At 70.3% G+C, this 13,604-nt stretch carries 11 protein-coding genes; 10 read left to right on the top strand and 1 reads right to left on the bottom strand.

The window, feature by feature from the left end; all coding sequences use genetic code 11:
• Positions 1-30 precede the first annotated feature (30 nt).
• Positions 31-492 (bottom strand): MarR family winged helix-turn-helix transcriptional regulator, encoded by a 462-nt coding sequence (locus tag ACZ7FF_RS17770; protein WP_470813135.1) that lies wholly within the window; start codon positions 490-492, stop codon positions 31-33.
• 138 nt (positions 493-630) lie between these two features.
• On the opposite strand from ACZ7FF_RS17770, the gene gap reads away from it, so the two are divergent.
• The 10 genes from gap to ptlI all read left to right on the top strand — a co-directional run bounded on the left by gap (position 631) and on the right by ptlI (position 12,707).
• Positions 631-1,635 carry a type I glyceraldehyde-3-phosphate dehydrogenase gene (gene gap / locus ACZ7FF_RS17765; protein WP_470813134.1) on the top strand — a complete coding sequence of 335 codons (1,005 nt, stop codon included), beginning with the start codon at positions 631-633 and terminating at the stop codon, positions 1,633-1,635.
• A 150-nt stretch (positions 1,636-1,785) separates the two neighbouring features.
• Positions 1,786-3,024: a pentalenolactone synthase gene (gene penM / locus ACZ7FF_RS17760; RefSeq protein ID WP_470813133.1), complete on the top strand. Its 1,239-nt coding sequence runs from the start codon at positions 1,786-1,788 to the stop codon at positions 3,022-3,024.
• Positions 3,025-3,100: 76 nt separating this feature from the next.
• Positions 3,101-3,952 (top strand): 1-deoxypentalenic acid 11-beta-hydroxylase, encoded by an 852-nt coding sequence (gene ptlH / locus ACZ7FF_RS17755; protein ID WP_470813132.1) that lies wholly within the window; start codon positions 3,101-3,103, stop codon positions 3,950-3,952.
• Positions 3,953-4,009: 57 nt separating this feature from the next.
• Positions 4,010-5,464 (top strand): MFS transporter, encoded by a 1,455-nt coding sequence (locus ACZ7FF_RS17750; RefSeq protein ID WP_470813131.1) that lies wholly within the window; start codon positions 4,010-4,012, stop codon positions 5,462-5,464.
• Between the two features lie 128 nt (positions 5,465-5,592).
• Positions 5,593-6,393 carry a 1-deoxy-11-beta-hydroxypentalenate dehydrogenase gene (gene ptlF, locus ACZ7FF_RS17745; RefSeq protein WP_470813130.1) on the top strand — a complete coding sequence of 267 codons (801 nt, stop codon included), beginning with the start codon at positions 5,593-5,595 and terminating at the stop codon, positions 6,391-6,393.
• 17 nt (positions 6,394-6,410) lie between these two features.
• A complete protein-coding gene (gene ptlE, locus ACZ7FF_RS17740) occupies positions 6,411-8,165 on the top strand; it encodes a neopentalenolactone/pentalenolactone D synthase (protein ID WP_470813390.1) in 1,755 nt (584 codons plus the stop codon).
• A 44-nt stretch (positions 8,166-8,209) separates the two neighbouring features.
• A complete protein-coding gene (gene ptlD / locus ACZ7FF_RS17735) occupies positions 8,210-9,109 on the top strand; it encodes a neopentalenolactone/pentalenolactone F synthase (protein WP_470813129.1) in 900 nt (299 codons plus the stop codon).
• Positions 9,106-10,119 carry a polyprenyl synthetase family protein gene (locus tag ACZ7FF_RS17730; RefSeq protein ID WP_470813128.1) on the top strand — a complete coding sequence of 338 codons (1,014 nt, stop codon included), beginning with the start codon at positions 9,106-9,108 and terminating at the stop codon, positions 10,117-10,119. Before ptlD ends, ACZ7FF_RS17730 begins: the two co-directional genes overlap by 4 nt.
• A gap of 124 nt (positions 10,120-10,243) precedes the next feature.
• Positions 10,244-11,257 carry a pentalenene synthase gene (gene ptlA / locus ACZ7FF_RS17725; protein WP_470813127.1) on the top strand — a complete coding sequence of 338 codons (1,014 nt, stop codon included), beginning with the start codon at positions 10,244-10,246 and terminating at the stop codon, positions 11,255-11,257.
• Between the two features lie 55 nt (positions 11,258-11,312).
• Entirely contained in the window at positions 11,313-12,707 is a 1,395-nt protein-coding gene (gene ptlI, locus ACZ7FF_RS17720) for a pentalenene oxygenase (protein ID WP_470813126.1), read from the top strand.
• Positions 12,708-13,604 lie beyond the last annotated feature (897 nt).

Raw genomic sequence — 13,604 nt, 5'->3', positions numbered from 1 at the left:
CGGCCGGCGCGTTCGAGGGACGGACGGACCCTACCGTCCGGCTTCGGCCCCGAGTTCCGCCAGGCGGGTCAGGGCGGGCAGGGCCCCGGCGATCGCCTGTCGTTCGGCGGGCGTCAACTGGGCGATCAGCGGGATCAGATGACGGCCCCGGTCCTCGTGCCGGACCTGGCCGATCCTTCGGCCGCTGTCGGTGATCTGGATGAGGACGGCGCGTCCGTCCGCCGGGTCGGGGCGGCGTTCCACGAGACCGTCGCGCTCGAGCCGGGTGACCAGCTGGGTGAGCCCCGGCTGGCTGATCTGCTCGGTTCTGGCCAGTTCGGTCAGCCGCTTCGGGCCGCTGCAGGCCAGTGTGTCCAGCACGGACAGTGTCGTGAAAGACAGCTTCTGCACCGCGGGGAGCCGGATGTAGTAGCGGTTGAAGTTCTCGATCGCCCTGGTGAGGTCACCGACGTCCAAGTCGGTGTCGTGGTCGGCGCGCTGAGTAGAAGTCACCCTGGAAATGTATCGCAGACTTATATAAGCTCCTGATCGATTGCGTGCCGGTGCCTCGTCCAGGCGCTCGGTCCGCATTGCACCTCGGCGCAACGGCGCGTCATCGGATTTGTAGAGCGCTAGGTGAGGAACACACCAATGACTGTGCGAATCGGCATCAACGGCTTCGGGCGCATCGGTCGCAACGTCTTCCGCGCGGCGGCCCCGCGGAGTTCGGAACTGGAGATCGTCGCCGTCAACGACCTGGGCGACGTGCCCACGATGGCCCATCTGCTCGCTTACGACTCGATCCTCGGGCGCTTCCCCGAGGAGATCACCGCCGAGCCGGGCGCGATCCGCGTCGGCGACCGGACGATCAAGGTCCTCGCCGAGCGCGACCCCGGCGCCCTGCCCTGGGGTGACCTGGGAGTGGACATCGTGATCGAGTCCACCGGCATCTTCACCGACGCCGCCAGGGCGCGCTCACACGTCGAAGGCGGGGCGAAGAAGGTCATCATCGCCGCTCCGGCCAGCGGCGAGGACATCACCCTGGTGATGGGCGTCAACGACGGTGCCTACGATCCCGAGCGCCACACCATCATCTCCAATGCCTCCTGCACCACCAACTGTCTCGCTGTCCTGGCCAAGGTGCTGCACGACGCCGTCGGCATCGACTCCGGCATGATGACCACGGTCCACGCCTACACGCAGGACCAGAACCTCCAGGACGCCCCGCACAAGGACCTGCGCCGGGCCCGGGCCGCGGCCCTGAACATCGTGCCCACCTCCAGCGGCGCGGCCAAGGCCATCGGCCTCGCCCTGCCAGAACTCGCGGGCCGGCTGGACGCCTTCGCCCTGCGGGTGCCCGTTCCCACCGGCTCCGTCACCGACCTCACGGTCACCACCCGCCGCGGCACCACGGTGGACGAGGTGAAGGAGGCGTACGCGGCGGCGGCCTCGGGACCGTACAAGGGCCTGCTGTCCTACATGGACGCACCGTTGGTCAGCACCGACATCGTGGGTGACCCGGCCTCCTGTGTCTTCGACGCCGGGCTCACCCGGGTGTCCGGCCCGCAGGTCAAGGTCGTCGGCTGGTACGACAACGAGTGGGGCTACTCGAACCGCCTCATCGACCTGGCACTGCTCATCGGGTCGTCTCTGTAGCCTCTCGCCGACCCGGCGTCTGCACCACCCGCACGTCAGCAACGGTCGTCCGCCGAAGCGGCGGTCGCCGCTTTGGCGGCCGCCGCTTCGGCGCGCCCGCGAACCGGCGCGCAGCACTCCCGGCACCACCGAGTCCGTCGGCGTGCCCGGATGCCCGACGAATCCCTGCACGACGCCCCGAGGACGGACCACATGAACGAACTCCCGACGTTACCGTTCGACAACCCTTCCATACTCGGCATCGCACCCCAGATGCGGGCACTGCAGCAGGAGGGGCCGATCACCAGGGTGCGGACCGCCGGTGAGGACGCCTGGCTGGTCACCCGCTACGACGAGGTGAAGGCGTTACTCTCCGACCGTCGACTCGGGCTCAGCGATCCCAAGCCGGAGCGGGCGGCCAAGAACACGGCCAGGATCACCATGATGGCGCTGATGGCCGGGGACGACTACGGCACCGAGGCCACCGAGCATCCGCTGATGCGCGAGCTGCTCGTGCCCCGGTTCTCCACGCGCCGGATGCGTCTGATGAAAACCCGGATCGAGCACCATGTGGACGAGCTGCTCGGCCAGTTGGCCGCCGGCACAGCGCCGGTCGACCTGCACCGCGCGCTGTCGTTTCCGCTGCCGACCATGGTGGTCTGCGATCTGCTCGGCGTGCCGTTGGCCGACCGGGAGCGCATCGGCCAGTGGGCCCGCGGCACCTTCGACCAGCGCGACAGCCGGCACTCGGTGAACACCTTCCAACAGGTCGTCGACTACCTGACGGAACTGGTCGTGCGCAAGCGGACCGAGCCGGGCGACGACATCCTTTCCGAGTTGATCGCCGAGAAGGACGGCACTCTGTCCACCGAGTACATCGCCCGACTCGGTTGCGCGGTACTGCTGTTCGGCTACGAGACCACCATCGTGCGCATCGACATGGGCATCCTGCTGATGCTGCGCAACCCGGCTCAGCGTGCCCTGCTGGCCGAGAAACCCGAACTCGCGCCGGCCGCGGTCGAGGAGATCCTGCGCCTGGCCGTCGGCGGCAAGGGATCCAACGCGCTGATACCCCGCTACGCGCACGGTGACATCACCGTCGGCGAGACGGTGGTCCGCACCGGGGACGCGGTGATGCTGGCCATCGGCGCGGCCAACATCGACGACCGGGCGTTCCCCGACAGCGACGTCCTCGACCTGACCCGGGACAAGCCCAGGTCGCACATGGCGTTCGGGCACGGCACCCGGCACTGCATCGGCCGCGTGCTGGCCCGGATCGAGCTGACCGCGGTGTTCGAGCGGCTGTTCCGCAGACTGCCCGACCTGCGGCTCGCCGTACCCGAGGAGTCGCTGTGCTGGCAGGAGCACCGGATCACCGGCGGATTCGATGAACTCCCCGTCACCTTCTGAGAAACCGAAGCCGTCGGCCCGCCCGAATGCTTGACGCTCCTTCCCCCACGCACAGACGCCACGAGGACAAGGAAGCATGACGGACACTTTCAGCGACTACGTCGACTGCACGCCCCTTCTCGACGACCGCGAGGCCCTCGACCGGTTCTACGACGAGCACGGCTACCTCTATCTGCGCGGCGCCCTGGACCGTGAACTCGTGCGGGCCGCCGCCGAGCAGATGCTCGAAGGCCTGATCGCACTCGGCCACGCCGCCCCCGGCACCACCCTCGACACCCTCACCATCGAGTCCTTCGAAGCGGTGGACGAGGTGGCCATGCACGAGTACGTCAAGTACGACGACCTGTGGAACCACCCCTCGGCCCTCAAGGTCTGGGAGAAGGTCTTCGGCGAACCCGTCTTCGTGTTCAGGTCGACGACGATCCGCTACTACCCCTCCGCCGCGGGCTCCGCGGAGCCGAGCTTCCTGACGCCGCTGCACCAGGACGGCTTCTACATCGGCCCGAACAAGGACTTCCGCACCGCCTGGATACCGCTGCTCCCGACGACCCGCGGCACAGGCGGCGTCGCCGTCGCCGACGGCAGCCACAAGAGGGGTCCGCGCGAGCACGTCGTCACCGAGAACTTCCGCCGCTTCGGGCACGCCGTGCGCGGTGTCCCGGTGGAGAAGCTCGGCGCGGACGAGCAGTTGCTGTTCTCGCCCATGGAACCGGGCGACGTGATCATCTTCCACGCCTTCATGTGCCACAAGTCCATCCCGAACGTCTCGGTGGACCCGGCCGGGATGCGCATGTCGATGGACACGCGCATTCAGCCCGCCTCCTCGCACCGCGGGTTCAACGCCCTGACCCCCTGGACGGAGTCCGCCAAGGACGCCTCCAAGGGAATCATGTCGAAGATCACCGGAACCCCCACCACCACCGAGTGACCTCGTCACCTCGCATCCACCTCAACCGTCCCCCACGAACGCCTGGGTAGGCAGCGCATGACGCAACGCGAGGGCATCCCCCCTCTGAAGGGGCCCGGCGCGACACCAGAGCCCTCGGCCGTCACGAAACCGGCCGCCACGGGGCTGAGTGGCATCGCCCTAGTGGTGGTGCTCACCGGATACGCCCTGTCCATCGTGGACGCCTCCATCGTCAATGTGGCGCTGACCTCGATCAGTGACGACCTCCACGGCGGCCCCGCCGCACTGGAGTTGGTGGTGTCCGGTTACGGCCTCACCTACGCCCTCGGCCTGGTGCTGGGCGGACGGCTGGGCGACGCCTTCGGCAGACGGCGCCTGTACGCCTACGGGCTCGCGGCGTTCACCGTCACCTCGGCGCTGTGCGGACTCGCCCCGACCATCGAGTTCCTCGTCACGGCCAGGCTGCTGCAAGGTGCCGCCGCCGCCATGCTCGTGCCCCAGGTGCTGGCGACGATCCAGGCGGTCACGGAGGGCCGGGCGCGCGCCCGTGCGATCGGCATGTACGGCGCGACCGCGGCCCTCGGCATGGTCGTCGGGCAGATCCTGGGCGGGCTGCTGGTCTCGTTGGACGTCGCCGGGATCGGCTGGCGGTCGGTCTTCGCGATCAATGTGCCGATCGGAGCGGCCGCGCTGCTGGCCGTCCGGCGTGTCCCCGCGACCAGGGCCGGTGCGAAGCCGGGCTTCGACCCGGTGGGCACCGTGCTGTTCGGTGTCAGCATGGTCTGTGTCCTGGCCGTGGTCGTGGCGGGTCCCGACCTGGGCTGGCCGCTGTGGCTGTGGTCGCTGCTCGCGGTCGCCGCGGTGGGGGCGCTGGCGCTGGTGCGAGCCGAACGCCGACTGGAGGCACGGGGCGGCTCCCCGCTGCTGTCGCCGTCGGTGCTTTCCCGGCCGGGGATGCGCAGAGGGCTGGCGGCGGTGGTGCCGTTCTCGGCGGGCTTCGGCGCCTTCCTGTTCGTCTACGCGCTGATCGCACAGGGGCACTTCGGCTTCGACGGGCTCACCTCCGGCGCGGTGCTGGCGCCGTTCGCCGTGGCGTTCTTCGTGGTGGCCCAGTTCACCCCGAGGATCGCGGCGGCACTGGGCGGCCGGATCGTCACCCTGGGCGCCCTCGTCCAGGGCATGGGCCTGCTGCTCCTGGCGCTGGTCGTCCGGCTGGGCTGGCCGCACCCCTCCCTGGTGCTCGTGCTCGTCGGGATCGCCTGCTTCGGCGTAGGCGCGGCGCTGATCGGCCCGACCCTGTTCCGAATGATCCTCGCCGACGTACCCCCCGCGCAGGCCGGCATGGGCAGCGGTGTGCTGGTGACCAGCCAGCAGATGGCGACCGCGCTGGGGGCGACCGTCGGTGGAACCCTCTATCTGTCCCTGGCCGGTTGGCTGTCGACGGCGCCGGCGGCCGTACTCGTTCTCGCCCTGTTGGGGTGTTTCTCGGTGACCGTTCTCGTGATCAGCCTGAAGCTCCCCGACCCCAGCTGACACCCGTGCCCCCTCGAACGGTGCGGTGCGATCCAGACCTTCTCGTCGGCGACGGCGCGCCGTCCTTCGGCGCACCCGCGCGCAGAAGCGGAGACAGCCAAGTGCACTTACAGACAAGGACAGCCGTGGTGACCGGCGCGGCGAGCGGCATCGGCCTCGCCCTCAGCGCCCGCCTCGCACGGGCCGGCGGCGGCGTGGTCATGGCGGACGTCGAAGGCGACGCACTGCACCGCAGGGCCGCCGAACTCACCGCACAGGGTGCTCAGGTCACGGCTGTGACCGCCGACCTGACCGACCCGGACGCCGTCGAACGGCTCGCGGACACGGCGTTCGACCTGCTCGGCGACGTCGACGTAGTGTGCAACAACGCAGGCGTCCTCGGCCCCGTGGGGCACCCCCTGTGGGAGGTGCCGCTGGAGCGGATGCGGCAGGTGTTCGAGGTGAACCACTGGGCGCACGTCCTGGTGGCCCGTGCCTTCGTCCCCCGGCTGCTGGAGCGAGGCCGGCCCGCCCATCTGATCCACACCGCCTCGATGTCCGCCTTCGCCGTCGGCGCCGGCAGCGCCGCCTATGCCGCCTCCAAGCACGCCGACCTGGCGGTCGCCCGCAGTCTGCGCGCCGACTTGCAGGGCACCGGGGTCCGGGTGTCGGTGCTGTGCCCCGGCCGCGTCGACACCCCCATGGTCCAAGGCCTGACGGCCCCGCGCGGCGCGGGCGGCGACACCACGGTGAGCGCCGAGGACGTCGCCGAAGTCGTATGGGAGGCCCTCGGCTCCGACCGCTTCTACCTCTTCAGCAACTCCGACGCCCCGCTGCGGTTGCGCGATCAGTTCGATGACATATGGCGTCATGTCTCCCTTCCGCCCCCTTCCCCCGAGGAGGAACCGTGGCCCGCGCCGAGAGCGACGACCGCAGCGATGAAACACTGACCATCGACCTGGCAGCGGTGAGGGAGAAATACCGGCAGGAACGTGACAAGCGCAGCTCCGGTCGCACCTACCAGTTCGCGCGCGGTGACTTCAGCCGCTACGCGCGAGACCCCTACACCGGGCGGCAGGAGCGCGAGCCGCTCACCGACGAGGTGGACGTCGCCGTCGTCGGCGCCGGTATCGGCGGTCTGCTCACCGGCGCCCACCTGCGCAAGGAGACCGGCCTGGAGCGCATCCGGCTGATCGACGAGGCCGGTGACGTCGGCGGCACCTGGTACTGGAACCGCTTCCCCGGTGTCCGGTGCGACGTGGAGAGCTACATCTACATGCCGCTGCTCGAAGAGATCGGCACGACACCCACCGAGAAGTACGCCACCGGGCCGGAGATCTTCGCCCACCTCCAGAAGATCGCCTACAAGTACGACCTCTACCGCGACGCCCTCTTCCAGACCACCGTCACCGAGCTGCGCTGGGACGAGGCCGCCGGGAACTGGCTGGTGAGCACCGACCGCGGTGATCTGATCCGGGCCCGGTACGTGGCCATGTCGATCGGTCTGATGCACCGCCCCAAACTCCCCGCTCTGCCGGGTCTGGAGACGTTCGCCGGGCACTCCTTCCACGCCAGCCGGTGGGACTTCGGATACACCGGCGGCGACAGCACCGGCGGCCTGACCAAGCTGAGGGACAAGAGAGTCGGCGTCATCGGCACCGGCTCGACGACCGTCCAGCTGGCCCCGCACCTCGCGGACTGGGCCGAGCAGCTCGTCGTCTTCCAGCGCACCCCGGCCGCGGTCGACGTCCGCGGGAACCGGCCCACCCCGCCCGACTGGGCCGACAGCCTCGAACCGGGCTGGCAGCAGGGGCGGATGGAGAACTTCCATGCCCTGACCTCCGGGGTCCCGCAGGACGAGGACCTGGTCCAGGACCGCTGGACCCAGACCACGGCCAAGCTGGCCGCCGCCATCCTGCCCACCGGCGACACCGGGGGAGACCCGAAGGAGCGGGCGCTCGCGGCCGAGCGGGCGGACTTCCTCAAGATGGAGGAACTGCGCGCCCGCATCGACAGCGTCGTCACCGACCCGGCGACCGCCGCCGCCCTCAAGCCGTACTACCGCGTGTACTGCAAGCGGCCCTGCTTCCACGACGGCTACCTCCAGACCTTCAACCGGCCCAACGTGACCCTGGTCGACACCCAGGGACGGGGCGTGGAGCGGCTCACCCCGGTCGGGGTGGTCGCGAACGGCCGGGAGTACCCGATCGACTGCCTGGTCTTCGCCACCGGCTACGAGCACGAGTTCGCCGTCCCGTACACCGACCGCGCCGGCTACGACATCGTCGGACGGGGCGGGGTGAGGCTGTCGGAGAAGTGGGCGAACGGAGCGCACTCCCTGCACGGACTCCAGGTGAATGGCTTTCCCAACTGCTTCATCCTGTCCAAGATCCAGGCCGGCCGGCACGTCAACATCGCCTACATGCTGGGCGAGCAGACCCGGCACCTCGCGCACATCGTCAAGTCCGTCGAGGACCGCGGCCACCAGGTCGTGGAGGCCTCCGAGGCCGGCGAGAAGGAGTGGGTCGAGGAGATCCTCCGGCTCGCCGCCAACGACATCGACTTCCTCGAGAACTGCACGCCCGGCCTCTACAACAACGAGGGCGACCCGAGCGGACTGCCCCTGCTCAACTCCAGTTACGGCGGCGGCTCGGTGGAGTTCGTGAACATCCTCAGGCGCTGGCGTGAGGCGGGCGACCTCGCCGGCCTCGAACTGCGCTGACCACCCCACCCCCCCCATCCCGTCTGCGAAAGGCGGCCATGCCCATGGACGTATCGCCGATACCCGACGCCGCTCTCGGCGCCGTCGTGCACGGCGCCCATGTCAGCGGCGACATGGACACGACCCAGTCGGAGGAGATCTGGGCGGCGCTCGACGCGCACCTCGTCCTCGTCTTCCGTGGCCACGAGCCCCCCTCCTACGGGGAGTTCCTGGCCTTCGGCCGCCGCTTCGGGTACATCCCGAAGACCGGACTGACCAGCGGCGCCCACCCCGACCACAACGAGATCCTGATCGTCTCCAACCTGGTGCAGGACGGCCGCAAGATCGGCGTCGGCGACGCCGACTGGATGAGCTGGCACACCGACTACTCCTTCCGCCCCCGCGTCTCCCAGGTCGGCTTCCTGGAAGCCGTGGAAGTGCCTTCCTCCGGTGGCGGGGAGACCCTCTTCACCGACATGTACGCGCTGTACGAGTCGCTGTCGCCCGAAGAGCGCCGGCGCCTGCACTCCTACCGGGTCCGCCACGCCCTGCGCACCGGGTACGAGGAGACCATCGAGGAGGAACTCCAGGGCGAGGTGTCCCTCGGCGACAGCGCCGCACGGATCCTGCCCGAGGACGGCACCTCCACCATCCACCCCCTCATCGCCCGCAATCCGCGCACCGGCCGCCAGGCGGTGTACATCAGCACCCTGAACACCAAGCGGATCCTGGACCTCGCCCCCGACGACAGCCGCAAGCTGCTCGACGAACTGCTGTCGCACGCGGGCAACCCCGAGTACACCTACGCCCACACCTGGCAGCCCGGGGACATCGTCATGTGGGACCAGCTCGGCACCGTCCACGCCAAGCAGGCCTTCGACCCGGCCGAACGGCGCGTCATGCGCCAGGTCGTGAGCATCTTCGACGACCCGGCCGGCCCCTGGCGCGCGGAGGTCGCCGCATGAGCACCGCCCCGGCCCGCCTCAGCCACAGCAGGGTCACGATCACCCCGGCGCTGCGTGCCGCCGTCGACCGGCTCGACCACCGCACACGTCACCAGGCGGCCTACCACTTCGGCTGGATCACCGCCGGCGGCGCGCCCACCAGCGCCGACGCCGGCAAGGCCGTACGCCCGGCGCTCGCGCTGCTGTCGGCCGAGGCGGTCGGCGCACCGCCGGAGGTCGCCCTGCCCGGCGCCGTCGCCGTGGAACTCGTGCACAACTTCTCCCTGGTGCACGACGACCTGATGGACGGCGACGAGGAACGCCGCCACCGGCGCACGGTGTGGAAGCTGTGGGGTCCCTCCAGCGCCATCCTGACCGGTGACGCGATGCTGGCGCTCGCCCAGGAGGTGCTGCTGGACACCGGGCTGCCGACGGCGGCGCCCGCCGCCCGGCTGCTGGCGCGCACCACCCGGCACCTGATCCGCGGCCAGGTCCAGGACCTGGCCTTCGAACAGCGCTCACACGTCACGGTCGAGGAGTGCGTCGACATGGCCGCCGGAAAGACCGGCGCGCTGCTGTCGGCGAGCGCCGCGATCGGCGCCGTCCTCGCCGGGGCACCGGAGGCGGCCGTGGACGCGCTGGCGCTCTACGGCGACCAGGTCGGCGTGGCCTTCCAGCTCGTCGACGACGTCCTCGGCATCTGGGGCGACCCGGCCGTCACCGGCAAGTCGGCCCACTCCGACCTGCGTTCCCGCAAGAAGTCCCTGCCGGTGAGCCACGCCCTGAACCAGGACGGCCCGCTCGGCGAAGAGCTGGCCGCCTGGCTCGCAGCCCCCGGCGAACCCGACGAGGAGGAACTGCGGCGGGTGGCCGCCCTGATCGAGCGCGCCGGCGGCCGGGACTGGGCACTGTCCGAGGCGACCCGGCGGCTGGCACTGGCCGAGGACGCGCTGCGCGGTGTCGAACTGGACTCCGGCGCGCGGGACGAACTCCTCGCGCTCGGGCGGTTCGTCGTCGACCGCGAGGTCTGAGAGGGGTCCGGCCCCCTACCCGCATTCCCCCTTCCGACTCCGACTCTCCGATCAGCGCAGCACGCCCACGAGGGCACCACCGTACCCGCCACTCCTTTCGCACCCCACTCCCGAGGAATCCCCCATGCCCCAGGACATCGACTTCCACATACCCCTGCCGGGTCGGCAGAGCCCGGATCACGCACGGGCCGACGCCGAGCAGCTCGCCTGGCCGCGGTCGCTCGGGCTGATCAGGTCCGAGGCGGCGGCCGAGCGCCATCTGCGCGGCGGCTACGCCGACCTGGCCTCCCGCTTCTACCCCCATGCCACCGGCGCCGACCTGGACCTGGGCGTCGACCTGATGTCGTGGTTCTTCCTCTTCGACGACCTCTTCGACGGGCCCCGCGGCGAGAACCCGGAAGAGACCAAACAGCTCACCGACGCGGTCGCGGCGGCCCTGGACGGTCCCCTCCCCGACAGCGCGCCGCCCATCGCCCACGGCTTCGCCGACATCTGGCGGCGCAGCTGCGCGGGCATGACACCCGCATGGCGCGCGCGCAGCGCCCGGCACTGGCGCAGCTACTTCGACGGCTACGTCGACGAGGCGGAGAGCCGCTTCTGGGACACGCCGTACGACTCCGCCGCCCAGTACCTGGTTGTGCGTCGGCGGACCATCGGAGTGCAGCCGACGGTCGACCTCGCCGAGCGCGCGGGCCGCTTCGAGGTGCCGCACCGGGTCTTCGACAGCGCCGTGGTCTCCGCGATGCTCCAGATCGCCGTCGACGTCAATCTGCTGCTCAACGACATCGCCTCGCTGGAGAAGGAAGAGGCCCGCGGCGAGCAGAACAACATGGTCATGATCCTTCGCCGGGAGCACGGCTGGTCCAAGGACCGAAGCGTCGCCCACATCCAGAGCGAGGTGCGCGTCCGCCTGGAGCAGTACCTCCTGCTGGAGTCCTTCGTGCCACAGGTCGGCGACATCTACCGGCTCGACGAGGCCGAGCGCGAGGCCCTGGAGCGCTACCGCAAGGACGCCGTGCGCACCGTGATCCGCGGTTCCTACGACTGGCACCGCTCCTCGGGCCGCTACGACGCCGAGTTCGCGCTGGCCGCCGGTGCCCAGGGCTACCTGGAGGAACTCGGCAGCACCGCGCACTAGAGACAGGCCGGATCGGCTGTCAACCGACCAGCAATGACGGGAAGTTGAGAATCACATGAGCGAGCAGACCACCTTCTCGGCGGGAGCGGCGCCCGGGGCGCTCCCCGTCGTGGGACACGCCCTCCAGATGATGCGTCACCCCGTGAACTTCATGACCTCGCTGTCGGCCCACGGCGACCTGGTCGAGATCAGGATCGGCCCCACCACGGCCTACGTCCCGACCCACCCCGAACTGCTGCGGCACGTACTGACCAACGACCGCATCTTCGACAAGGGCGGCGTCTTCTACGACCGCGCCCGGGACATCGCCGGCAACGGCCTGGTCACCTGCCCGTTCGCCGACCACCGCCGCCAGCGCCGGCTGATGCAGTCGGCGTTCACTCGCGGCAGGCTCAAGCGGTACGCAGAGGCCATGCAGGCCGAGATCGAGGCCACGGCGTCGCGCTGGCAGGACGGCATGGTCGTCGACGCCTTCCAGGAGATGTACGGCATGGCCCTGCGCACGGTCGGCCGCACCCTGTACTCCACGCCCGTCAGCCCCGGCCTCGCGGCCAAGGTGGAACGTTCCTTCGACGTCGTGCTCAACGGCCTGTTCCGGCAGATGTTCCTGCCGGCCTCGATCCGCCGGCTGCCCCTGCCCTCCCAGCGCCGGTACCGGAGCAACCTGGACTTCCTGCACGCGACCACCCAGCGGCTCATCGACGACTACCGCGGCTCCGACCCCGAGCGCGACGACCTGCTCGCCGCCCTGATCGCCTCCCGCGACGACGACGGCGGCCGGCTCGGCGACAAGGAGATCCACGACCAGGTCATCACCGTCATGGCGGCCGGCACCGAAACCGTCGCCGGCACCCTCACCTGGGTCTTCTACCTCCTCTCCCAGCACCCTGAGATCGAGGCCGCGCTCTACGACGAGATCGACACCGTCCTAGACGGCCGCGCCCCGCAGTGGGACGACCTGCCGAACCTCGCCCTGGCCGACCGGATCATCTCCGAGACGCTGCGACTGCACCCTCCGGCCTGGCTGTTCACCCGCCTCACCACCTCACCGACCGAACTCGCGGGCCGGCAGCTGCCCACCGGCTCCACCGTCGTCTTCAGCCCCGCCGCGGTCTCCCAGTACGAGGACGCCTTCGACAACCCCGCGAGGTTCGACCCCGACCGCTGGCTCCCGGACCGTATCGCGCCCGCCGCCCGCCACGCCTACGTGCCGTTCGGTACCGGCGCCCGCAAGTGCATCGGCGACCTCTACGCACGTACCGAGGCCACCCTGGGGCTCGCCACCATCCTCGGCCGTTGGCGTATCACCTGCGAACCCGGCATGGACATCCGCCCCGTCCCGCTCGCCACGGTCTACCACCCGCGCAGGCTGCGCCTGAGGCTGGACGCACGCACCCCACGCCGCATGGCCTCCGCCGTCCCCGCACCGGCCGGCGGCGACGCGACGTGAACGGAGGGGCTCACGGGCCGACGTACTGAAGGCCCGCGGCCTCACCCACGCCCCGCTGGTGGCGACCGCGCCCTCCGGAAGGCAGCCCGGACAGGGAGCCACCGCCTCCCTCCCCGTCGGCTGACACCGAGCACCCACGGGCGGCCGGCGCCCCGCACACCCGCGCCGACCGCCCGAGCCCCAACTGCCCGCACGGCGAGCCCGCCTTCGTGACCGCGCCCCTTTTCCGGCTGACAGTGATCAGCCACAACGCGGCGCCGCCCCCCGGGTACGACCGGGGTCAACGCGGCACCGCCTTCCCACCGCTCAGGGGTACAGGCGGTACTTGGCGACGCGTGGCACCGGGCAATGGCACACACCACGAGACGTCGACAAGTGCCGTTGATCGAGGGCTGTTCGACACGGAAAGATAGTGGGTCGGCGGCGCGGCCGGCGTGTCGCCGAACGAGAGGGCAAGGGGCGGCAGCGGTGACAAGGGCTCGTGGCACAGCGGCGATCGTCATCGTGGGCATCGCGCTTCTCACCGCAGCGTGCGGCAGCGGTGGCGGCGGTTCGCACGCGGTGCCATCGGTGACCCCCGTGCCCTCCGCGCCCGCCACCGCGGCCGCCGCGCACCCTGTCGCGACGGACACCTACGACCTCGAGGCGTACTGCGAGAAGAGCGGCCCCGCCACCCTCTTGTCGGGCCAGCCGGCCTACCAGGCTGCTGTCAACGTGCCGCTACAGCGACGACTACGTCCGCTACTTCCGGCAGGGTCAGTACGACGTCACGGTGTACGAGGCGAAGACCGGCCGAAAGCTCGGCACCACGAAGGTGACGGGGGGCGACGACGACACGTGCCCGGCCCAGTGGTCGTTCGTGCAGAGTGAACCCAAGACGAAGACAGAGTGGCTGAG

It is taken from the genome of Streptomyces sp. NPDC037126, from assembly GCF_055605965.1.
Note: the sequence above shows the minus strand (reverse complement) of the source record. Positions and strands in the feature narration are given on the sequence as shown.